This window comes from Kitasatospora brasiliensis (assembly GCF_032654805.1).
Lineage (GTDB): Bacteria > Actinomycetota > Actinomycetes > Streptomycetales > Streptomycetaceae > Kitasatospora > Kitasatospora brasiliensis.
The window spans coordinates 556,380-577,573 of the sequence record NZ_JAUOOW010000001.1 but is presented as its reverse complement, the minus strand read 5'-3'; the positions used below and the strand labels follow the sequence as shown (position 1 = coordinate 577,573).

20 protein-coding genes and 1 riboswitch are annotated in these 21,194 nt (G+C 71.3%); of the genes, 19 read left to right on the top strand and 1 reads right to left on the bottom strand.

What is annotated here, in order from left to right; genetic code table 11:
- The first annotated feature begins 133 nt into the window (after positions 1 to 133).
- Positions 134 to 344, top strand: a riboswitch (cobalamin riboswitch).
- 31 nt (positions 345 to 375) lie between these two features.
- From nicT to QWJ13_RS02560, 6 genes are all read left to right on the top strand, one after another.
- On the top strand, positions 376 to 1,494 hold the full coding sequence (nicT, locus tag QWJ13_RS02585) for a Nickel transporter NicT (RefSeq protein WP_316520209.1): 1,119 nt from the start codon (positions 376 to 378) through the stop codon (positions 1,492 to 1,494).
- A gap of 103 nt (positions 1,495 to 1,597) precedes the next feature.
- Entirely contained in the window at positions 1,598 to 2,704 is a 1,107-nt protein-coding gene (locus QWJ13_RS02580) for a M24 family metallopeptidase (RefSeq protein ID WP_316520208.1), read from the top strand.
- 74 nt (positions 2,705 to 2,778) lie between these two features.
- Positions 2,779 to 3,342: an elongation factor P gene (efp, locus tag QWJ13_RS02575; protein ID WP_316520207.1), complete on the top strand. Its 564-nt coding sequence runs from the start codon at positions 2,779 to 2,781 to the stop codon at positions 3,340 to 3,342.
- Between the two features lie 4 nt (positions 3,343 to 3,346).
- Complete coding sequence (gene nusB / locus QWJ13_RS02570; RefSeq protein ID WP_316520206.1) at positions 3,347 to 3,784, top strand: transcription antitermination factor NusB; 438 nt, start codon at positions 3,347 to 3,349, stop codon at positions 3,782 to 3,784.
- Between the two features lie 143 nt (positions 3,785 to 3,927).
- Positions 3,928 to 4,752, top strand: a complete 825-nt coding sequence (locus tag QWJ13_RS02565; protein ID WP_316520205.1) for a thioesterase family protein — start codon at positions 3,928 to 3,930, stop codon at positions 4,750 to 4,752.
- A 123-nt stretch (positions 4,753 to 4,875) separates the two neighbouring features.
- Positions 4,876 to 5,793 (top strand): DUF8829 domain-containing protein, encoded by a 918-nt coding sequence (locus QWJ13_RS02560; RefSeq protein ID WP_316520204.1) that lies wholly within the window; start codon positions 4,876 to 4,878, stop codon positions 5,791 to 5,793.
- Between the two features lie 173 nt (positions 5,794 to 5,966).
- Here QWJ13_RS02560 and bldD read toward each other — a convergent pair whose 3' ends face one another.
- Positions 5,967 to 6,470, bottom strand: a complete 504-nt coding sequence (gene bldD, locus QWJ13_RS02555; RefSeq protein ID WP_316520202.1) for a transcriptional regulator BldD — start codon at positions 6,468 to 6,470, stop codon at positions 5,967 to 5,969.
- 329 nt (positions 6,471 to 6,799) lie between these two features.
- Here bldD and pyrR point away from each other — a divergent pair, with 329 nt between their 5' ends.
- The 13 genes from pyrR to metK all read left to right on the top strand — a co-directional run bounded on the left by pyrR (position 6,800) and on the right by metK (position 21,105).
- Complete coding sequence (pyrR, locus tag QWJ13_RS02550; protein ID WP_316520201.1) at positions 6,800 to 7,420, top strand: bifunctional pyr operon transcriptional regulator/uracil phosphoribosyltransferase PyrR; 621 nt, start codon at positions 6,800 to 6,802, stop codon at positions 7,418 to 7,420.
- A gap of 5 nt (positions 7,421 to 7,425) precedes the next feature.
- Positions 7,426 to 8,415, top strand: coding sequence for an aspartate carbamoyltransferase catalytic subunit (locus QWJ13_RS02545; protein WP_316520200.1), 990 nt, complete (start codon positions 7,426 to 7,428; stop codon positions 8,413 to 8,415).
- Positions 8,412 to 9,716, top strand: coding sequence for a dihydroorotase (locus QWJ13_RS02540; RefSeq protein ID WP_316520198.1), 1,305 nt, complete (start codon positions 8,412 to 8,414; stop codon positions 9,714 to 9,716). Before QWJ13_RS02545 ends, QWJ13_RS02540 begins: the two co-directional genes overlap by 4 nt.
- Positions 9,716 to 10,279 (top strand): PH-like domain-containing protein, encoded by a 564-nt coding sequence (locus QWJ13_RS02535; protein ID WP_316520196.1) that lies wholly within the window; start codon positions 9,716 to 9,718, stop codon positions 10,277 to 10,279. Before QWJ13_RS02540 ends, QWJ13_RS02535 begins: the two co-directional genes overlap by 1 nt.
- Complete coding sequence (gene carA, locus QWJ13_RS02530) at positions 10,276 to 11,433, top strand: glutamine-hydrolyzing carbamoyl-phosphate synthase small subunit (RefSeq protein ID WP_316520194.1); 1,158 nt, start codon at positions 10,276 to 10,278, stop codon at positions 11,431 to 11,433. Before QWJ13_RS02535 ends, carA begins: the two co-directional genes overlap by 4 nt.
- Positions 11,426 to 14,734, top strand: coding sequence for a carbamoyl-phosphate synthase large subunit (gene carB / locus QWJ13_RS02525; protein ID WP_316520192.1), 3,309 nt, complete (start codon positions 11,426 to 11,428; stop codon positions 14,732 to 14,734). Before carA ends, carB begins: the two co-directional genes overlap by 8 nt.
- Before the next feature lie 84 nt (positions 14,735 to 14,818).
- Complete coding sequence (locus QWJ13_RS02520; RefSeq protein WP_316520190.1) at positions 14,819 to 15,922, top strand: quinone-dependent dihydroorotate dehydrogenase; 1,104 nt, start codon at positions 14,819 to 14,821, stop codon at positions 15,920 to 15,922.
- A 31-nt stretch (positions 15,923 to 15,953) separates the two neighbouring features.
- Positions 15,954 to 16,787: an orotidine-5'-phosphate decarboxylase gene (pyrF, locus tag QWJ13_RS02515; protein WP_316520189.1), complete on the top strand. Its 834-nt coding sequence runs from the start codon at positions 15,954 to 15,956 to the stop codon at positions 16,785 to 16,787.
- Positions 16,788 to 17,140: 353 nt separating this feature from the next.
- Positions 17,141 to 17,467: an integration host factor, actinobacterial type gene (mihF, locus tag QWJ13_RS02510; protein WP_063346755.1), complete on the top strand. Its 327-nt coding sequence runs from the start codon at positions 17,141 to 17,143 to the stop codon at positions 17,465 to 17,467.
- Positions 17,468 to 17,516: 49 nt separating this feature from the next.
- Positions 17,517 to 18,074 (top strand): guanylate kinase, encoded by a 558-nt coding sequence (gene gmk / locus QWJ13_RS02505; protein WP_316520187.1) that lies wholly within the window; start codon positions 17,517 to 17,519, stop codon positions 18,072 to 18,074.
- Between the two features lie 37 nt (positions 18,075 to 18,111).
- Positions 18,112 to 18,378 (top strand): DNA-directed RNA polymerase subunit omega, encoded by a 267-nt coding sequence (gene rpoZ / locus QWJ13_RS02500; RefSeq protein ID WP_030240625.1) that lies wholly within the window; start codon positions 18,112 to 18,114, stop codon positions 18,376 to 18,378.
- Between the two features lie 149 nt (positions 18,379 to 18,527).
- Entirely contained in the window at positions 18,528 to 19,745 is a 1,218-nt protein-coding gene (gene coaBC, locus QWJ13_RS02495) for a bifunctional phosphopantothenoylcysteine decarboxylase/phosphopantothenate--cysteine ligase CoaBC (protein WP_316520186.1), read from the top strand.
- A 151-nt stretch (positions 19,746 to 19,896) separates the two neighbouring features.
- Positions 19,897 to 21,105 (top strand): methionine adenosyltransferase, encoded by a 1,209-nt coding sequence (gene metK, locus QWJ13_RS02490; RefSeq protein ID WP_316520185.1) that lies wholly within the window; start codon positions 19,897 to 19,899, stop codon positions 21,103 to 21,105.
- Positions 21,106 to 21,194 lie beyond the last annotated feature (89 nt).

The window sequence follows — 21,194 nt, the reverse complement described above, 5'->3', positions numbered from 1 at the left end:
GCGGCGGCGCGCCCTTCCGGAGATCGGGTCGGCCGGATGTACGGGACGCGTGCGGGCGTCCGCGTCCGGCGGCGTTCTGTGATTCCGGACACCTGCGCAGGTCTGGGGCCTTGCACGGGTCGGGTGAGGCCCCTACCGTGTTGCCCGCCGTGGTGCTCGGGAAGACCGGTGACGGACCCTCAGGGGTCCCAGCCCGGAGCGGCCCTCGCCACTGTGATCGGGTCGTTCCTCCGCCCGTGGAGGAGCGTCGCCGGTACCCATGAAGCCACTGGGCGCCTCGCGCCTGGGAAGGCGGGTACGGGTGTCCCGTAAGCCAGGAGACCGGCCACGGCATCTCACGAGGTATTCCACGAGGTGCTGGAGCGTGATCCGCAGATGACCCTGCCCGAAACCGTGGCCGGCGGCGCCAAGCCGGCCCCCTCCGTGCTGCCCACCTTCGCGTGGCGGCGCGAGGACACCGTCCGTACGGTCGGGCTGATGGGGGTGATCCTGGCCATGCACGTGGTGGCCTTCGGCACCCTGATCTTCCTGGTCGCACCCGAGAAGTACGAGGTCGGCACCCAGGTCTTCGGGGTGGGCCTGGGCATCACCGCCTACACCCTCGGCATGCGGCACGCCTTCGACGCCGACCACATCGCGGTGATCGACAACACCACCCGCAAGCTGATGGCGGACGGGAAGCGGCCGGTCTCGGTGGGCTTCTGGTTCGCCCTCGGGCACTCCTCGATGGTGGTGCTGATGGCCGCCCTGGTGGCGGGCGGGGCGCAGCTGGCGAACACCCTGATGGACGACGAGTCGACCACCCACAAGTGGCTCGGCGTGGTCGGGACGACCACCTCCGGCGTGTTCCTCTACCTGATCGGCGCGCTCAACCTGGCGGCGCTGCTCGGCATCCTCAAGGTGTTCCGGGCGATGCGGGCCGGGCAGTTCGACGAGAAGGAGCTGGAGGCGCACCTGGACTCGCGGGGCTTCATGGCCCGGGTGCTGAACCGGGCGACCCGCTCGATCACCCGGCCGGGGCAGATGTTCCCGGTGGGGATGGTGCTGGGCCTGGGCTTCGACACCGCGACCGAGGTCACCCTGATGGTGATGGCCGGTTCGGGCGCGGCCTCGGGGCTGCCCTGGTACGCGATCGTCTGCCTGCCGTTGCTGTTCGCGGCCGGGATGAGCCTGTTCGACACCCTGGACGGGACGTTCATGAACTTCGCGTACCAGTGGGCCTTCGCCAACCCGGTGCGGAAGGTGTACTACAACCTGACCATCACCGGTCTGTCGATCGCGGTGGCCTTCATCATCGGCACCATCGAGCTGGTCGGGGTGCTGCACGAGAAGCTCGACCTGACCGACCCGGTCACCGGGTTCATCGCGGACATCTCGCTGGACAACGTCGGCTACGCGATCGCCGGGCTGTTCGTGGTGGTCTGGGCGATCGCGATCGGGTACTGGAAGCTCGCCCGGGTCGAGAAGCGCTGGACGCCCGCCGGGGAGTCCTGAGACGCGGCGGAGCGGGGGGCGCAGGGGGCGCGCCGGGGTCACCGGGGGTTCCGGCGGGGGAGCTCGGCGGGCGGTTCGGGCCGGGGGTTCGTAGGCTCGACGCATGGCGGATGCGTACGCGGGGCGGCGGGAGCGGGTGAGGGAGCACTGCGGTGCGGCCGGGGCCGACGCGGCGCTGATCACCCGCGCGGCGAACGTGCGGTACCTGACGGGCTGCGCCCCCTGCGGGGCGACCCTGCTGCTGACCAGGGAGCGGGCCCTGCTCGCGCTGCCGGACGACCTTCCGCCGGACGACACCGGGGAGCACTTGATCGCCCCGGACGTCACCCGGCTGCCGGTGGCGGCCGGGTCGGACACCGCGCTGGCCGCCGCGGCCGCCGCCGCGCTGTCCGGGGTGTCGGGCCTGGCGGTGGAGGAGCACGACCTGACCGTCAGCCGCCACCGGGCGGTCGGCGGCCGGATCGAGGGGGCCGCTCTGGTGGACCTCGGCCAGATGGTCGAGCGGCTGCGGGTGGTCAAGGACGAGCACGAGATCGCCGACCTGCGGATCGCCGCCGAGATCGCCGACCAGGCGCTCGGCGAGCTGCTGGAGTCGATCCTGGTCGGCCGCACCGAGCGGCACCTGGCGATGGAGCTGGAGCGCCGGATGATCGACCACGGCGCCGACCGGGCCGCGTTCCCGGTCTCGGTCGGCACCGGCAGCCACTCCGGCCAGGCCGCCCACCAGCCGACCGACCGCCGGGTGGAGGAGGGCGACTTCCTGACCGTGGTGATGGGCGCCCAGTACCGCGGCTACGGCGTCTCCACCGCTCGCACCTTCGTGATCGGCGCCGCCCCCGCGCCCTGGCAGGTGGAGCTGCACCGGCTGGTCTTCCGGGCCCAGCGGGCCGGGCGGGAGGCGCTCGGACCAGGGGTGGAGCAGTGCGTACCCGACCGGGCCGCCCGGCAGGTCCTGGAGGCGGCCGGCCACACCGAGGCCTCCCCGCACCCGGTGGGCCACGGCATCGGGCTGGAGATGAGGGAGGCCCCGCGCCTCGGCCCGGCGGACATGGGTAAACTGGACAGCCGCGTACCGGTCACCGTCGGCCCAGGAGTCCACCTCCCGGGCAAGGGCGGCGTCCGGATCGAGGACACGCTCGTCGTGCGCCCCCCCGAGGAGGGCGGGCCCGAGCTGCTCACCATCACCACCAAGGAGCTCCTCGCCCTGTGACCGCGGCCCCCGGGCCGCGGACGGCAGGACGCACCCCTTGGTTCCTTGACAGCTATACAGGAGTTAGTGCGCCCGTGGCTTCCACGAACGATCTCAAGAACGGCATGGTCCTCAAGCTGGAGGGCGGCAAGCTCTGGACCGTCGTCGAGTTCCAGCACGTCAAGCCCGGCAAGGGCCCGGCCTTCGTGCGTACCAAGCTGAAGGAGGTCCTGACCGGCAAGGTCGTCGACAAGACCTTCAACGCGGGCACCAAGGTCGAGACCGCCAATGTCGACAAGCGCGGCATGCAGTTCTCGTACAAGGACGGCGAGAACTTCGTGTTCATGGACATGGACACCTACGACCAGCTGACCATCGAGCCGAAGGTCGTCGGCGACGCCGCCAAGTACCTGCTGGAGGGCTTCGAGGCCCTGGTCGCCACCAACGAGGGCGCCGTCCTGTACATCGAGCTCCCGACCTCGGTCGAGCTGGAGATCGCCAACACCGAGCCGGGCGTCCAGGGCGACCGCTCCACCGGTGGCACCAAGCCGGCCACCCTGGAGACCGGTGCCGAGATCCAGGTCCCGCTCTTCGTCGTCACCGGCGAGAAGGTCAAGGTCGACACCCGCGACGGCAGCTACCTCGGCCGGGTGAAGTAAGTCCGTGTCGGCCGCACGCAGCAAGGCCCGTACCCGGGCCTTCCAGATCCTCTTCGAGGCCGACCACCGCGGGGTCGACCCGCAGCAGGTCCTCGCCGACTGGGTGGCCCGCGCCCGCGAGCCCAAGCCCGACGAGGGCACCCCGCAGGTCGGTGAGTACACCATGGAGCTCATCGAGGGGTACGTCCAGCACGCTCGTCGCATCGACGACCTGATCGAGCAGTACGCCGTGGGCTGGACCCTCGACCGGATGCCGATCGTGGACCGCAACGTCCTGCGGCTCGGCGCGTACGAGCTGATCTGGGAGGATGGCGTCCCGGACGCCGTCGTCCTGGACGAGGCCGTCGAGATCGCCAAGGAGTTCTCCACGGACGACTCCCCGGCCTTCGTCAACGGCATGCTCGCCCGCTTCCTGGAGCTGAAGCCCGGCATCCGCCGGTAACGAGGCGCCTCGTAGAACGGCCGCCGGAACCCGAAACAGGGTTCCGGCGGCCGTTTCGCGTTTCACCCGGTCGGCGTAAGGTTGGGGCCTACTTGACAGTAACTTGACGTCCGGAACCACGCGTGAAGGGCAGGTCCCCCCACATGACCACCGCGATCGGCAGCGAGTTCGACCAGGGCATCGCCCTGACCAGGCACCCCGAGGAGGCCGGCCGCTACGAGGCCGAGCTCGGCGCCGGCTGGCAGATCGGCGGCGGGGTGAACGGCGGACTGCTGCTCGCGGTCGCCGGACACGCGCTGTCGCTGGAGCACGGGAACCACCCGGACCCGGTGTCGATCAGCGGTTACTACCTGTCCGCCTCCGAGCCCGGCCCGGCCACCGTCCGCACCGAGGTGCTGCGCACCGGCCGCGGTCTGTCCACCGGCACCGCCTCGCTCAGCCAGGGCGGCGTCGAACGGCTGCGCGTGGTGGCCAGCCACGGCGACCTCCGGGCCGCCGACGGCGAGGTGCGCACCACCGCGCAGCCGCCGCAGCTGCCGCCGCCGGAGGAGTGCATCGGCGTCGAACTGGCGCCCAAGGAGCTGATCGCCCAGGCCGCCCTGCTGGAGCGGTTCGACCTGCGGCTGGACCCGGCCACCGTCGGCTGGGCGCTCGGGCAGCCCTCCGGCAACGGGCGGATCCAGGGCTGGTTCCGGCTCGCCGACGGCCGCGAGCCCGACCCGCTGCTGCTCCTGCTGGTCGCCGACGCGCTGCCGCCGGTCACCTACGACCTCGGCCTGCCGGGCTGGGCCCCGACCGTCGAGCTGACCGTCCACCTGCGGGCCAGGCCCGTCCCGGGCTGGCTGCGGGTCACCCACGCGACCCGCAACCTGGCCGGCGGCTACTTCGAGGAGGACGCCGAGGTCTGGGACGCCTCCGGCCGGCTGGTCGCCCAGTCCCGTCAGCTGGCCCGGGCGCCGCGGCAGTAGTCCTATTACCGGTGGTTACATTCCTGTGACACGCCGTACGTGTGCGACGCGCGCGAATGGGGATGAAGACGGTCAGCGGCATGCCGTGCCGCCGACCGTCCCCCCTGAAGCCAGGAGCCACCGATGAGTCATCTGGGGCGCGCCCGCCGTAACTCCGACTGCACCGCCGGCACCTCGCGGCCCGCGGTACGGGCGTCGCACCGGCCGCAGCGGGCCGCGGGCGTCGAGCAGGCTTTTGTCATCGGGGTGCTGACCAACGCCGCGGACTTCGCCCGGGCCCGCGCCTGGGGGATCTCCGACGCCCCCGACCACGAGCGCTACCTGGCCGACGCCGCGGACCTGCTGGCCGAGGCGCTGGAGCGGTTCGACACCGTCCGGGCCCGGATGTTCCACCCGCAGGACTTCGAAGAGTTCTGCGTGCTGCACGGGCTGGACCCGGCCGAGCCGGCCGCCCGCGACCGCTACCTGGTCAACCCGGCGCTCCAGGCCCAGCTGCTCGCCTATCAGGGCGAGGAGCTGGCCGGGGACTTCGTGCCCCGCCTGGTGCGCGCCAGGGAGAACGGTCTGACGCTCTGCCACGCCGACCTGCTGCTCGACGGCGGGCTGTACGGGGGCGCGGGCGCGTCCGACGAGGAGCACGCCGCCTGGGTGCGCGCCGCCTACCAGCGCGGAGGAGAGGTGTTCCGGCGGATGCTGGTGGGCGCGGGCGCCGGCGTCTACGAGCTGCGGGTGCGGGTGGACGCGCCCGGCGGGCCGCTGAGCGCCGCGGCGCGGGTGCTCCAGTGGGAGGACGGCGTGGTCCGGATCAACGACGAGGACCTGGAGCTGGTCTGCGCGGTGCTCTGCACCGGGCTGGCCCTGGAGCTGCCGGGCGTGGCGGTGCTGCACGGCTCGCAGGGCTCGGCCGCCTCCTGCGGGGAGTACCTGCCGGCCTCCTGGGCCTGGTCGACCGGCGGGCAGGAGTGGGCGCCCGCCGACAGCCCGGTCCGGCTGGACGGCGTGGCGGCGCGGCCCGGCTACGGCCTGGGCACGGTCTGCTGAGGCCGCCTCCGAGGCCGCCCCTGAGGACACCGCTGAGGCCATCGCGCCCGGCTACGCCGCGGCGCGGCCCCCCGAACCGGGGAACCGCGCCGTGACGTTTCTGCTTGTCGGCACACGGAAAAACGCGTGCCGGGTCATGCCTGGATCCGTTGCCGGAGCCGCTGGGACGAGCCTCAGCCCGCGTCCTCCTCGCGCACCGCGCGGCGCGCGTCGGGGTTCAGCACGCCCCAGGAGATCAGCTGCTCGGTGAGGATCGACGGCGACTGGTCGTAGATCACGGCCAGGGTGCGCAGGTCGTCCTGGCGGATCGACAGCACCTTGCCGTTGTAGTCGCCGCGCTGGCTCTGGATGGTCGCGGCGTAGCGCTGGAGCGGGCCGGCCTTCTCGGACGGGACCTGGGTCAGTCTCTCCAGATCGAGCACCAGGCGCGGCGGCGGCTCGGCCGCGCCGCCGGGCGTGCCGCCGGGCAGCAGCTCCTGCACCGGGACGCCGTAGAACTCCGCCAGCTCGGCCAGTCGCTGCACGGTGACCGCACGGTCGCCGCGCTCGTACGAACCGACGACGACTACCTTCCAGCGCCCCTGGGACTTCTCCTCGACACCGTGCAGGGAGAGACCCTGCTGGGTGCGGATCGCTCGGAGCTTGCCTCCGAGTTGCTTCGCGTAGTCGCTGGACATTGATCTCCCCGGACGAGATTGCTTCGCGTTCAGTGGTGGGTCACGGGCGATTGGCCGACGTCGTTACCGGTGGGTCCGACGTCCGTCTCGTAACTCACTGTGAGGTTACGTAGAGTAAGGTAGATGCGTCAAGCCGAATGGGGCAGTCGTGCGAATGGCCCGCATCGTCGGCGCGTCCGGGGCGTTAACCCCGGGAAGCGGAATGATGGACGTCTGTTTGCGATCCGGCGCGCTGGTACGATGACGGAGCCCGCGCCCCATCGGCGGGGGCCATCCCAGACATCCTTTAAGGCCCGTCCAGTGAGGCGGGGAAGGAGGTCCGCTTCGGCATGACCACTTCGCAGGAATCCACGCCGCGACCGCCGCACCAGGTGCTGGACGGCACGGACATCGCCCGGGTCGTCACCCGGATAGCGCACGAGATCGTCGAGCGCGCCAAGGGCGCGGAGGACGTCGTGCTGCTCGGCATCCACACCAGGGGCGTCCACCTCGCCCGCCGCCTGCACGGCCGGCTGGCCCAGATCACCGGGCGCGAGATCCCGCTGGGCACCCTGGACATCACCATGTACCGGGACGACCTGCGGCTGAAGCCCGCCCGCGCCCTGGAGCACACCGAGATCCCGCCCGGCGGCATCGACGGCAAGCTCGTCATCCTGGTCGACGACGTGCTCTTCTCCGGCCGCACCATCCGCGCCGCGCTCGACGCGCTGAGCGACATCGGCCGCCCGCGCGCCGTCCAGCTCGCCGTCCTGGTCGACCGGGGCCACCGCGAGCTGCCGATCCGCGCCGACTACGTGGGCAAGAACCTCCCCACCTCGCTGCGCGAGGCCGTGCAGGTGCGCCTGTCCGACAGCGACGGCGTGGACGCCGTGCTGGTCGGCGACCGCGACTTCGCCGCCCGCAGCTCGCAGGCCCTGGCCCCCCAGCCTTCCGAACACCTCCCGGAGTAACCCGCGTGAAGCGCCACCTCGTCTCCGCCGCCGACCTCAGCCGCGACGACGCGCTGCTGATCCTGGACACCGCCGAGGAGCTGGCCCAGCTCTCCGGCCGGGCCGTCAAGAAGCTCCCCACGCTGCGCGGCCGCACCGTCGTCAACCTCTTCTTCGAGGACTCCACCCGGACGAAGACCTCCTTCGAGGTCGCCGAGAAGCGCCTCTCGGCCGACGTCATCAACTTCTCCGCCAAGGGCTCCTCGGTCTCCAAGGGCGAGAGCCTCAAGGACACCGCGCTGACCCTCCAGGCGATGGGCGCCGACGCCGTGGTCATCCGCCACCACGCCTCCGGCGCGCCGGCCCGGCTGGCCCAGTCCGACTGGCTGCACGGCAGTGTGATCAACGCCGGTGACGGCACCCATGAGCACCCCACCCAGGCGCTGCTCGACGCCTTCACCATGCGCCGCCACCTCAACCGCGGCCAGGGCAACGACCTCGCCGGGCGCCGGGTGACCATCGTCGGCGACGTCCTGCACAGCCGGGTCGCCCGCTCCAACGTCCACCTGCTGAACACCCTCGGCGCGCAGGTCACCTTCGTCGCCCCGCCGACGCTGCTGCCGGTCGGGATCGAGAACTGGCCCTGCGAGATCAGCTACGACCTGGACAGCGTGCTGCCCAAGACGGACGCGCTGATGATGCTGCGGGTCCAGCGCGAGCGGATGAACGCCGCGTTCTTCCCGACCGAGCGCGAGTACAGCCGCCGCTACGGCATGAACGGCCGGCGGATGGCCCAGCTGCCCGAGCACGCGATCGTGATGCACCCCGGCCCGATGGTCCGCGGCATGGAGATCACCGCCGAGGTCGCCGACTCGCCGCGCTGCACCGCGATCGAGCAGGTCGCCAACGGCGTCTCCATCCGGATGGCCGTTCTTTACTTGTTGCTCGGCGGAGCTGTCTTCACCGATGGTCTCGCCGAGCCCGCCCGCACCGACTCCGTGGAGACCTCCCAGTGACCAGCTACCTGATCCGCAACGCCAAGATCCTGGGCGGCGCCCCGCAGGACCTCCACCTCGCCGACGGCGTGATCAAGGAGATCGGCACCGGCCTGACGGTCGAGGCGGACATCGAGATCGACGCCACCGGGCTGGTCGTCCTGCCCGGCCTGGTCGACCTGCACACCCACCTGCGCGAGCCGGGCCGCGAGGACGCCGAGACCGTCCTCACCGGCACCCGGGCCGCCGCGATGGGCGGCTTCACCGCCGTGCACGCGATGGCCAACACCACCCCGGTGGCCGACACCGCGGGCGTGGTCGAGCAGGTCTGGCGGCTCGGCCAGGAGGCCGGCTACTGCGACGTGCAGCCGGTCGGCGCCGTCACCGTCGGCCTGGAGGGCAAGAAGCTCGCCGAGCTCGGCGCGATGCACGAGTCCGCCGCCAACGTCCGGGTCTTCTCCGACGACGGCAAGTGCGTGGACGACGCGGTGCTGATGCGCCGCGCCCTGGAGTACGTCAAGGCCTTCGACGGCGTCGTCGCCCAGCACGCCCAGGAGCCGCGGCTGACCGAGGGCGCCCAGATGAACGAGGGCCAGGTCTCCGGCGAGCTCGGGCTCGGCGGCTGGCCGGCCGTCGCCGAGGAGTCGATCATCGCCCGCGACGTGCTGCTCGCCGCGCACGTCGGCTCCCGGCTGCACGTCTGCCACGTCTCCACGGCCGGCTCGGTCGAGATCATCCGCTGGGCCAAGTCCAAGGGCTGGGACGTCACCGCCGAGGTGACCCCGCACCACCTGCTGCTCACCGACGAGCTGGTCCGCAGCTACGACCCGGTGTACAAGGTGAACCCGCCGCTGCGCACCGCCGAGGACGTCCAGGCGCTGCGCGAGGCGCTCGCCGACGGCACCATCGACGCCGTCGCCACCGACCACGCGCCGCACCCGGCCGAGGACAAGGACTGCGAGTGGGCCGTGGCCGCGATGGGCATGGTCGGCCTGGAGACCGCGCTGTCGGTCGTGCAGCAGACCATGGTGGACACCGGCCTGCTGAACTGGGAGGGCGTCGCGGACCGGATGTCGCACCGCCCGGCCCGCATCGGCCGTCTCACCGGCCACGGCCGTCCGGTCTCGGTGGGTGAACCGGCCAACCTCGTGCTGTTCGACCCCGCGTACCGTGGTGCCGTGAACCCGGACAATTTCGCCACCCGCAGCCGCAACACCCCCTACAAGGGCCTCGACCTGCCCGGACGCGTGCACGCCACCTTCCTGCGGGGCCGTGCCACCGTCCTGGCCGGGGAGCCGGCCGAGCAGGGCGGCGCGGAGTGATGGACCACGCCACGCTCGCCCAGGAGCAGGCGAAGGTCACCAACTGGCCCGGCTACATCGGCTGGTCCATCGGCCTGCTGATCGTGATCGGCCTCGTCTACTGGCTGATGCGCCAGGGCTGGAACTGGCGTCGGACCCTCCAGTCCGGCATCCCGCCGCTGCCCGCGGTGCCGGCCCGCGCCGGACGCACCATCCTGGAGACCAGCGGCCGGTACCACGGCACGACCACCGCCGGGAACTGGCTCGACCGGGTCGTCGCCCACGGCCTGGGCACCCGCAGCCGCGCCGACCTCACCCTCGGCGAGGACGGCCTGCTGGTGCAGCGCCCCGGGGACGTCGACTTCTGGATCCCGGCCGGGAACCTGACCGGAGCCCGCACCGACTCCGGGATCGCCGGCAAGGTCGTCCCCTCCGGGCTGCTCGTCGTCAGCTGGGTTCACGAGGGCGCCGAGCTGGACTCCGGCTTCCGGGCCGACCACCCCGACGAGCACACCGCCTGGGTCGAGGCGATCGCTCAGCTCGCAACACGTACGAAGACGAAGACGGAAGAGGCCGCGCAATGACCGCACCTGCCCCCACCACGCAGCGCCAACGGCGGGAACGAGTGCCTGCCGTGCTCGTCCTGGAGGACGGCCGGACCTTCCGCGGCCAGGCCTACGGCGCGATCGGCGAGACCTTCGGCGAGGCGGTCTTCAACACCGGCATGTCCGGCTACCAGGAGACCCTCACCGACCCGTCGTACCACCGCCAGGTGGTCGCGATGACCGCCCCGCAGATCGGCAACACCGGCTGGAACGACGAGGACGACGAGTCCCAGCGGATCTGGGTCGCCGGCTACGTGGTGCGCGACCCCGCCCGGGTCGCCTCCAACTGGCGCTCCCGCCGCTCGCTCGACGAGGAACTGGTCAACCAGGGCATCGTCGGCATCAGCGGCATCGACACCCGCGCGCTGACCCGCCACCTGCGCGAGAGCGGCGCGATGCGCTGCGGCATCTTCTCCGGCGAGACGCTGGCCGACCCGGCCGCGCTGCTCGCCCGGGTGCGGCAGTCGCCCGAGATGAAGGGCGCCGACCTGTGCGCCGAGGTCGCCACCACCGAGCCGTACGTGGTGCCCGCGATCGGTGAGAAGAAGTTCACCGTCGCCGCGCTGGACCTCGGCATCAAGGCGATGACCCCGCAGCGGATGGCCGAGCGCGGCATCGAGGTGCACGTGCTCCCCGCCAACTCCACCCTGGAGGACGTCTACGCCGTCAACCCGGACGGCGTCTTCTTCTCCAACGGCCCGGGTGACCCGGCCACCGCCGACCACCAGGTCGCCGTCGCGCAGGGCGTGCTGGAGCGCAAGACCCCGTTCTTCGGGATCTGCTTCGGCAACCAGATCCTCGGCCGCGCCCTGGGCTTCGGCACCTACAAGCTCAAGTACGGCCACCGCGGCATCAACCAGCCGGTGCAGGACCGCACCACCGGCAAGGTCGAGGTGACCGCCCACAACCACGGCTTCGCCGTGGACGCCCCGCTGGACAAGGCGAGCGACACCCCCTACGGGCGGGTCGAGGTCTCCCACGTCTGCCTCAACGACGACGTCGTCGAGGGTCTCCAGGCGCTGGACGTCCCCGCCTTCAGCGTGCAGTACCACCCCGAAGCGGCCGCCGGTCCGCACGACGCCGCCTACCTGTTCGACCGCTTCGTGAAGCTCATGGAGGACCAGCGTGCCTAAGCGCACTGACATCAAGTCCGTCCTGGTGATCGGCTCCGGCCCGATCGTCATCGGCCAGGCCGCCGAGTTCGACTACTCGGGCACGCAGGCCTGCCGGGTCCTCAAGTCCGAGGGCCTGCGGGTCGTGCTGGTGAACTCCAACCCGGCCACGATCATGACCGACCCGGAGATCGCCGACGCCACCTACGTCGAGCCGATCACCCCGGAGTTCGTCGAGAAGATCATCGCCAAGGAGCGCCCCGACGCGCTGCTGCCCACCCTGGGCGGCCAGACCGCGCTGAACACCGCGATCTCGCTGCACAGCGCCGGCACGCTGGAGAAGTACGGCGTCGAGCTGATCGGCGCCGACGTCGAGGCGATCAACAAGGGCGAGGACCGCGACCTCTTCAAGGGCGTCGTCGAGGCCGTCAAGGCCAAGATCGGCTACGGCGAGTCCGCCCGCTCGGTCATCTGCCACACCATGGACGAGGTGCTGGCCGGCGTCGACACGCTCGGCGGCTACCCGGTCGTCGTCCGCCCCTCCTTCACCATGGGCGGCGCCGGCTCCGGCTTCGCCCACAACGAGGAGGACCTGCGCCGCATCGCCGGCCAGGGCCTGACCCTCTCGCCGACCACCGAGGTGCTCCTGGAGGAGTCCATCCTCGGCTGGAAGGAGTACGAGCTGGAGCTGATGCGCGACAAGAACGACAACGTCGTGGTCGTCTGCTCCATCGAGAACTTCGACCCGATGGGCGTGCACACCGGTGACTCGATCACCGTCGCCCCGGCGATGACCCTCACCGACCGCGAGTACCAGATCCTGCGGGACATCGGCATCGCCGTCATCCGCGAGGTCGGCGTCGACACCGGCGGCTGCAACATCCAGTTCGCCGTCAACCCCGACGACGGCCGGGTCATCGTCATCGAGATGAACCCGCGCGTCTCCCGCTCCTCGGCGCTCGCCTCCAAGGCCACCGGCTTCCCGATCGCCAAGATCGCCGCCAAGCTGGCCGTCGGCTACACCCTGGACGAGATCCCCAACGACATCACCGAGGAGACCCCGGCCTCCTTCGAGCCGACCCTCGACTACGTCGTGGTCAAGGTCCCGCGCTTCGCGTTCGAGAAGTTCCCGAGCGCCGACGCGACGCTGACCACCACCATGAAGTCGGTCGGCGAGGCGATGGCCCTGGGCCGCAACTTCCCCGAGGCGCTCCAGAAGGCGCTGCGCTCGCTGGAGAAGAAGGGCTCCCAGTTCTCCTGGACCGGCCCCGTGGGCGACAAGGCGGCGCTGCTGGCCAAGGCGGCCGTGCCGACCGACGGCCGGATCAACACCGTGATGGAGGCCATCCGGGCCGGCGCCACCCCGGAGGAGGTGTTCGAGGCCACCAAGATCGACCCGTGGTTCGTCGACCAGCTCTTCCTGCTCGACGAGATCGCCGGCGAGCTGGCCGAGGCCGAGGAGCTCACCCCCGAGCTGCTGCGCCACGCCAAGCGGCACGGCTTCTCCGACCAGCAGATCGGCGAGATCCGCGGCCTGAAGGCTGACGTGGTCCGCGAGGTGCGCCACGCCCTCGGCATCCGCCCGGTGTTCAAGACCGTCGACACCTGCGCCGCCGAGTTCGCGGCCAAGACCCCGTACTTCTACTCGTCCTACGACGAGGAGAACGAGGTCGCCCCGCGCACCAAGCCCGCCGTGATCATCCTGGGCTCCGGCCCGAACCGCATCGGCCAGGGCATCGAGTTCGACTACTCCTGCGTGCACGCCTCCTTCGCGCTCGCCGACGCCGGGTACGAGACCGTCATGGTCAACTGCAACCCGGAGACCGTCTCCACCGACTACGACACCTCCGACCGGCTCTACTTCGAGCCGCTCACCCTGGAGGACGTGCTGGAGATCGTCCACGCCGAGCAGCAGGCCGGCCCGCTCGCCGGTGTGATCGTCCAGCTCGGCGGCCAGACCCCGCTCGGCCTGGCCCAGGCGCTCAAGGACAACGGCGTGCCGATCGTCGGCACCCAGCCCGAGGCGATCGACCTCGCCGAGGAGCGCGGCGCCTTCGGCCGCGTGCTGCGCGACGCCGGCCTGCCCGCGCCCAAGCACGGCACCGCCTTCTCCTTCGAGGACGCCAAGGCGATCGCCGACGAGATCGGCTACCCCGTCCTCGCCCGCCCGTCCTACGTACTCGGCGGCCGCGGCATGGAGATCGTCTACGACGAGGCCTCGCTCGCCTCCTACCTGGAGCGGCACGCCGGTCTGATCTCCGAGCACCCGGTGCTCATCGACCGCTTCCTGGACGACGCGGTGGAGATCGACGTCGACGCGCTCTACGACGGCACCGAGCTCTACCTCGGCGGCGTCATGGAGCACATCGAGGAGGCCGGCATCCACTCCGGCGACTCCGCCTGCGCGCTGCCCCCGATCACCCTCGGCGGCTTCGACATCAAGCGCCTGCGCACCTCCACCGAGGCCATCGCGCGCGGTGTCGGCGTCCGCGGTCTGATCAACATCCAGTTCGCCATGGCCGGGGACATCCTGTACGTCCTGGAGGCCAACCCGCGCGCCTCCCGGACCGTCCCGTTCACCTCCAAGGCGACCGCGGTGCCGCTGGCCAAGGCCGCCGCCCGGATCTCGCTCGGCGCCACCATCGCCGAGCTGCGCGCCGAGGGCCTGCTGCCCGCCGAGGGTGACGGCGGCACGCTGCCCGCCGACGCGCCGATCGCGGTCAAGGAGGCCGTGATGCCGTGGAGCCGCTTCCGCGACGTCCACGGCCGCGGCGTGGACACCGTGCTCGGCCCGGAGATGCGCTCGACCGGTGAGGTCATGGGCATCGACAAGGTCTTCGGCACGGCCTACGCCAAGTCGCAGACCGGCGCGTACGGCGCGCTGCCGACCAAGGGCAAGGTCTTCGTCTCGGTGGCCAACCGGGACAAGCGCAACCTGGTCTTCCCGGCCCGCGCGCTGGCCGGCCTCGGCTTCGAGCTGCTCGCCACCGCCGGCACCGCCGAGGTGCTCCAGCGCGGCGGCATCCCCGCCACCGTGGTGCGCAAGCACAGCGAGGGCGAGGGCCCGAACGGGGAGCGGACGATCGTCCAGCTCATCCACGACGGCGAGGTCGACCTCATCATCAACACGCCGTACGGCACCGGCGGGCGCCTCGACGGCTACGAGATCCGCACCGCGGCCGTGGCCCGCGCGGTGCCCTGCCTGACCACCGTCCAGGCGATGGGCGCGGCCGTCCAGGGCATCGACCGGCTGCTGCGCGACGAGGTCGGAGTGATGTCGCTCCAGGAGCACGCCGAGCTGATCAACGCCGGCCGCAAGTAGCACCACCGCAGTGGGGGGCACCGAAGCCTTTGGGTGCCCCCCACTTCCATGCCCACGTACGGTACTGCGGGAGTTGAACCACCCTTGTACAAGCTTCTGTTCGACCTGGTCTTCAAGAAGATGGACCCGGAGAAGGCCCACCACCTGGCCTTCTTCTGGATCCGCCTCGGCTCCTCGGTGCCCGGGCTGCGCACCCTGGTGCGGCTGGTGCTCGCCCCGAAGGACCGGGCCCTGCGCACCGACGCCCTCGGCCTCGACCTGCCCGGCCCGTTCGGCCTGGCCGCCGGCTTCGACAAGAACGGCGTCGGCATCGACGGCCTGGCCATGCTCGGCTTCGACTACGTCGAGATCGGCACCATCACCGGCGAGCCCCAGCCCGGCAACCCGGCGCCGCGGCTGTTCCGCCTGGTCGAGGACCGCGCGCTGATCAACCGGATGGGCTTCAACAACCAGGGCTCGGCCCGGGTCGCCGCCCGGCTGGCCGCCCGCCCGCACACCAGCTCCACCCCGGTGACCGGCGTCAACATCGGCAAGACCAAGGTGGTCGAGGAGGCCGACGCCGTCGCCGACTACGTCAAGTCCACCGAGCGGCTGGCCAAGTACGCCGACTACCTGGTGGTCAACGTCAGCTCGCCGAACACCCCCGGGCTGCGCAACCTCCAGGCCGTGGACCACCTGCGGCCGCTGCTCGCCGCTGTCCGCGAGGCCGCCGACCGCACCACCGCGCACCACGTGCCGCTGCTGGTCAAGATCGCCCCCGACCTGGCCGACGAGGACATCGACGCGGTCGCCGACCTCGCCCTGGAGCTGGGCCTGGACGGCATCATCGCCACCAACACCACGATCGGCCGCGAGGGCCTGCGCACCGACGCCGGGCGGGTCGAGGAGATCGGCATGGGCGGCCTGTCCGGCGCCCCGCTCAAGGCCCGCGCCCTGGAGGTGCTCCAGCGGCTGCGCACCCGCACCGAGGGCCGGCTGACCCTGGTCTCGGTCGGCGGCATCGAGACCGCCGAGGACGCCTGGCAGCGGATCGTCCACGGCGCCGACCTGGTCCAGGGCTACAGCGCCTTCATCTACGAGGGCCCGTTCTGGTGCCGCCGGATCCACAAGGGCCTGTCCGCCAAGGTCCGCCAGGGCGGCTTCCGCAACCTGGCCGCGGCCGTCGGCAGCGCCGTGCGCAGCTCCTGAACCTCCCCCGAAACCTCCGGAAAGAGACGACATGACCCTCGCCCCGTTCGGCACCCGGCTGCGCCAGGCCCTCGACACCCGCGGCCAGCTCTGCGTCGGCATCGACCCGCACGCCTCCCTGCTCGCCGCCTGGGGGCTCGGCGACGACCTCGCCGGGCTGGAGACCTTCAGCCGCACCGTGGTCGAGGCGCTGGCCGACCGGGTGGCCGTGCTCAAGCCGCAGGCCGCCTTCTTCGAGCGCTTCGGCAGCAAGGGCGTCGCGGTGCTGGAGAAGAGCGTCGAGGAGGCCCGGGCGGCCGGGGCGCTGGTCCTGATGGACGCCAAGCGCGGCGACATCGGCTCCACCATGGCCGCCTACGCCGAGGCCTTCCTGTCGCCGGGCAGCCCGCTGTTCTCGGACGCCGTGACGGTCAGCCCGTACCTGGGCTTCGGCTCGCTGCGCCCGGCCCTGGACCTGGCCCGGGAGCAGGGCTGCGGCGTGTTCGCGCTGGCGCTCACCTCCAACCCGGAGGGCGCCGAGGTGCAGCGCGCGGTGGGCGCGGACGGCGAGCCGGTCGCGGCCTCGGTGCTGCGCCGGCTGGCGGCCGAGAACGCGGGCGCCGAGCCGCTCGGCTCCTTCGGCGCGGTGGTCGGCGCGACGCTGGCCGACGCGGGCGTGGACCTGGCCATCAACGGCCCGCTGCTGGCTCCCGGGATCGGTGCCCAGGGTGCGACCATGGCGGATCTGCCGGGGGTGTTCGGGGCCTCGGTGCGCAACGTGGTGCCGAGCGTCAGCCGGGACGTGCTGAAGCACGGCCCGTCGGTGGCGGCGCTGCGGGAGGCGGCGGACCGCTTCGTCGGGGAGTTCGCGGACGCGGTCGAGTAACCCGTCGAGTGGGCCGTCAAGGAGCGGAACCCCTCCTTCAGGTAGTTGGGCGATGACCCTGCGGAGTGTCCGCAGGACCGCGCGCTGACGGCGGAGTTCGACGTGAGCGCCGTCACACTCATGGTTGATTTGCCCTGGAAAGTCCTGGTCGGCCTTGGCTGACCAGGACTTTTCGTGTTCTTTTCCTGACGTGGCGCCGCAATCCGGGTAGTGTCCGGCGATAGGTCATCGGCGAGCCGCGATTTACGTGGCTCCCGCAGGTCAAGGGCCTTTTGGTTCCCCTTGCGGACGGTGTCCTCGGTACCGAACCAGTCCTAGCTCAATCCAACCATCCACACCCTGAGGTGAACGGCGTGGCTCTTCCGCCCCTTACCCCTGAACAGCGCACCGCCGCGCTCGCCAAGGCCGCCGAGGCTCGTCGGGAGCGCGCCGAGGTGAAGAACCGGCTCAAGCACTCCGGCGCCTCCCTGCACGAGGTGATCAAGGCCGGCAAGGCCGAGAACGACGTCATCGGCAAGATGAAGGTCTCGGCACTGCTGGAGTCGCTGCCGGGCGTCGGCAAGGTCCGCGCCAAGCAGATCATGGAGCGCCTCGGCATCAGTGAGAGCCGCCGTGTCCGCGGCCTCGGTACGAACCAGATCGCTTCCCTGGAGCGGGAGTTCGGCGGTGGCGCCGCCTGACCATGCCCCCGTGGTCCCAGGATCCCCCGCGATCCGGGATAATCGGTGCATGAGTGAGCGTCCGCGGCTGACCGTGCTCTCCGGCCCTTCGGGGGTCGGCAAGAGCACGGTCGTCGCTCATATGAGGAAGATGTACCCCGAGGTCTGGCTCTCGGTGTCGGCGACGACCCGCCACCCGAGGCCCGGCGAGAAGAACGGGGTCCAGTACCACTTCGTCGACAACGACGAGTTCGACAAGCTGGTCGCCAACGGCGAGTTGCTGGAGTGGGCCGAGTTCGCCGGGAACCGTTACGGGACCCCGCGTGCGGCCGTGCAGGAGAAGCTGGAGCGCGGCGAGCCGGTGCTGCTGGAGATCGATCTCCAGGGCGCCCGTCAGGTGCGCGAGTCGATGCCCGAGGCGCAGCTGGTCTTCCTGGCTCCGCCGAGCTGGGACGAGCTGGTCCGCCGGCTGACCGGCCGGGGCACCGAGTCGGCGGACGTGATCGAGAAGCGGCTCGCGGCGGCCAAGGTCGAGCTGGCGGCCGAGACCGAGTTCGACACGACCCTTGTCAACACCTCCGTCGAGCAGGTAGCGGCCGAACTGCTAGCCTTGCTCGGTGTAGCCTGACCTGTCTGTCTTTTCCACCCTTTCGGAAGGTTTTAGCGTGTCCTCTTCCATGACCGCGCCCGAGGGCATCATCAACCCGCCGATCGACGAGCTGCTTGAGGCCACCGACTCCAAGTACAGCCTCGTGATCTACGCCGCCAAGCGCGCGCGCCAGATCAACGCGTACTACTCCCAGCTCGGCGAGGGCCTGCTGGAGTACGTCGGCCCGCTGGTCGACACCCACGTGCACGAGAAGCCGCTGTCGATCGCGCTGCGCGAGATCAACGCGGGCATGCTGACCGCCGAGGCGATCGAGGCCGCCTGAGGCGGTCGCTGAATTTCCGGAAGGGCCCGGCGGAATCGTTTCCGCCGGGCCCTTCGGCGTTGTGGGCGGGACCACGGTGCGGGTGATCGCCGGGGGGCCGTAGGGTGGGCGCGTTTCCTGTTCGGACGAAGGGTCGGTTGGAAGTGACTGTGGACGCCCCCCGCGTGGTCCTCGGCGTGAGCGGCGGGATCGCCGCGTACAAGGCGTGCGAGCTGTTGCGCCGCTTCACCGAGTCCGGCCACCAGGTCACCGTGGTGCCGACCGCGGCCGCGCTGCACTTCGTCGGCGAGGCGACCTGGGCCGCGCTGTCCGGGCGTCCGGCGGCCACCGAGACCTGGGAGCGCGTGCACGAGGTGCCGCACGTGCGGATCGGGCAGCAGGCCGACCTGGTCGTGGTCGCCCCGGCCACCGCGGACCTGATCGCCAAGGCCGCCCACGGCCTCGCTGACGACCTGCTGACCAACACCCTGCTCACCGCCCGCTGCCCGGTCGTGGTGGCGCCCGCCATGCACACCGAGATGTGGGAGCACCCGGCCACCCGCGACAACGTGGCCACGCTGCGCCGCCGGGGCGTGATCGTGCTGGAGCCGGCCGTCGGGCGGCTCACCGGGAAGGACACCGGCAAGGGCCGGCTGCCGGACCCGTCCGCGATCTTCGACGCCTGCCGGGCCGTGCTGCGCCGCGGCGGGGCCGTGCCCACGGACCTGGCCGGCAAACACGTGGTGGTCTCGGCCGGCGGCACTCGGGAGCCGCTGGACCCGGTGCGCTACCTGGGCAACCGCTCCTCGGGCAAGCAGGGCTACGCGCTCGCCGTGACGGCCGCGGCGCGCGGGGCGAGGGTGACATTGCTCTCGGCCAACGCCGAGCTGCCGGATCCGGCCGGGGTGGACGTGGTGCACGTCTCGACCGCGCTGGAGCTGCGCGAGGCGGCCCTGGAGGCCGTCCGGGACGCGGACGCCGTGGTCATGGCCGCGGCGGTGGCGGACTTCCGGCCCGCCGAGTACGCCACCGGCAAGATCAAGAAGGTGGAGGGGGTCGAGCCCGCGCCCGTCGCCCTCGTCCGCAACCCCGACATCCTGGCCGAGGTGTCGGCCAACCGGGCCCGTTCGGGCCAACTGGTGGTGGGTTTCGCGGCCGAGACCGACGACGTGCTCGCCAACGGCCGCGCCAAGCTCGCCCGCAAGGGCTGTGACCTGCTGGTCGTCAACGAGGTGGGCAACGGCAAGGCCTTCGGTTCGGACGTCAACGAGGCCGTGGTCCTGGGCTCGGACGGCAGCGAGACGGCCGTCCCGGTGGGGCCGAAGGAGGCGCTCGCCGACGTGATCTGGGACCTGGTCGCGGAGCGGCTGGAAACAGACGGCAACTGATCGGAAGTGATCACCGAACGGTCGTTAATTCCGGAAGCGGGTGACGTTCGACGGAACCAGACCGTTACACTCCAGGAATCAAGTCTTTCCGGAGTTCCCCGGTTCCCCCGGGCAACTTCAGTCAGCAGCCGCTGCAACCCCAGGGAGCGCTGTGTCTCGCCGCCTGTTCACCTCGGAATCCGTCACCGAGGGACACCCCGACAAGATCGCTGACCAGATCAGCGACACCATCCTTGACGCTCTCCTGCGGGAGGACCCGACGTCCCGGGTCGCCGTGGAGACGCTCATCACCACCGGCCAGGTGCACGTGGCCGGCGAGGTGACCACCAAGGCGTACGCGCCGATCGCCCAGCTCGTCCGGGACAAGATCCTGGAGATCGGCTACGACAGCTCCAAGAAGGGCTTCGACGGCGCCTCCTGCGGCGTCTCGGTGTCCATCGGTGCCCAGTCGCCCGACATCGCGCAGGGTGTCGACACCGCGTACGAGGCCCGGGTCGAGGGCGATGGGGACGACCTGGACAAGCAGGGTGCCGGCGACCAGGGCCTGATGTTCGGCTACGCGTCCGACGAGACGCCCGAGCTCATGCCGCTGCCGATCACCCTGGCGCACCGCCTCTCCCGCCGCCTCACCGAGGTGCGCAAGAACGGGACCATCCCGTACCTGCGCCCCGACGGCAAGACCCAGGTCACCATCGAGTACGACGGCGACAAGGCCGTCCGCCTCGACACCGTGGTCGTCTCCACCCAGCACGCCAGTGACATTGACCTGGAGTCGCTGCTCACCCCGGACATCCGCGAGTTCGTCGTGGAGCCGGAGCTGAAGGCGCTGGCCGAGCAGGGCATCAAGCTCACCACCGAGGGCTACCGCCTGCTGGTCAACCCGACCGGCCGCTTCGAGATCGGCGGCCCGATGGGCGACGCCGGCCTCACCGGCCGCAAGATCATCATCGACACCTACGGCGGCATGGCCCGCCACGGTGGCGGCGCCTTCTCGGGCAAGGACCCGTCCAAGGTGGACCGCTCGGCCGCGTACGCGATGCGCTGGGTGGCGAAGAACATCGTCGCCGCCGGCCTCGCCCGCCGCGCCGAGGTGCAGGTCGCGTACGCGATCGGCAAGGCCGAGCCGGTCGGCCTGTTCGTGGAGACCTTCGGCACCGAGACCGTCCCGGTCCTCGCGATCCAGAAGGCCGTCTCCGAGGTCTTCGACCTGCGCCCGGCCGCGATCATCCGCGACCTGGACCTGCTGCGTCCGATCTACTCCCAGACCGCCGCGTACGGCCACTTCGGCCGTGAGCTGCCGGACTTCACCTGGGAGCGCACCGACCGGGTGGAGCAGCTGAAGGCTGCCGTCCAGGACTGAGGTCCCTGACGCCTGAAGCGGCGCCCGTCCCCGTTCGGGGGCGGGCGCCGCTTCGTGCGTTGTCGGTGTGACCTGGTAGTACTTGGTGG

Bases quoted from the DNA above. Each gene is read 5' to 3' on its own strand.
- gmk (WP_316520187.1), top strand. From the start codon at position 17,517: ATGAGTGAGCGTCCGCGGCTGACCGTGCTCTCCGGCCCTTCGGGGGTC.
- bldD (WP_316520202.1), bottom strand. From the start codon at position 6,470: ATGTCCAGCGACTACGCGAAGCAACTCGGAGGCAAGCTCCGAGCGATC.
- QWJ13_RS02535 (WP_316520196.1), top strand. From the start codon at position 9,716: ATGGACCACGCCACGCTCGCCCAGGAGCAGGCGAAGGTCACCAACTGG.
- carA (WP_316520194.1), top strand. From the start codon at position 10,276: ATGACCGCACCTGCCCCCACCACGCAGCGCCAACGGCGGGAACGAGTG.
- nicT (WP_316520209.1), top strand. From the start codon at position 376: ATGACCCTGCCCGAAACCGTGGCCGGCGGCGCCAAGCCGGCCCCCTCC.
- pyrF (WP_316520189.1), top strand. From the start codon at position 15,954: ATGACCCTCGCCCCGTTCGGCACCCGGCTGCGCCAGGCCCTCGACACC.
- QWJ13_RS02580 (WP_316520208.1), top strand. From the start codon at position 1,598: ATGGCGGATGCGTACGCGGGGCGGCGGGAGCGGGTGAGGGAGCACTGC.
- QWJ13_RS02565 (WP_316520205.1), top strand. From the start codon at position 3,928: ATGACCACCGCGATCGGCAGCGAGTTCGACCAGGGCATCGCCCTGACC.
- pyrR (WP_316520201.1), top strand. From the start codon at position 6,800: ATGACCACTTCGCAGGAATCCACGCCGCGACCGCCGCACCAGGTGCTG.
- QWJ13_RS02560 (WP_316520204.1), top strand. From the start codon at position 4,876: ATGAGTCATCTGGGGCGCGCCCGCCGTAACTCCGACTGCACCGCCGGC.